The 215-nt window shown below is 38.6% G+C and carries 1 protein-coding gene; it reads left to right on the top strand.

Annotated features, from left to right (window positions below; genetic code table 11):
• Nucleotides 1-215: transposase (locus VPK24_RS06545; RefSeq protein WP_393011502.1), on the top strand; the 215-nt coding region annotated here is incomplete at both ends.

Raw genomic sequence — 215 nt, 5'->3', positions numbered from 1 at the left:
TAAGTGATGTGGTTATCATGGACAACTTAAACTCTCATCATCGTCCAGAGGTAAGAGAAATGATAGAAGCAGTAGGAGCAACGGTAGGATATCTGCCAGTGTATTCACCAGACTTTAATCCTATAGAAATGATGTGGTCACAGTTAAAAATCTTTTTGTGGAAATTCAGAACAGAAACTATAGAGGTGTTGGAACAATTAACGAGACTAGCAGCC

This window comes from Limnothrix redekei LRLZ20PSL1, from assembly GCF_043235035.1.
In the GTDB taxonomy this organism is placed as follows: Bacteria; Cyanobacteriota; Cyanobacteriia; order CACIAM-69d; family CACIAM-69d; genus CACIAM-69d.
This window is presented reverse-complemented; position numbering and strand designations above follow the sequence as displayed.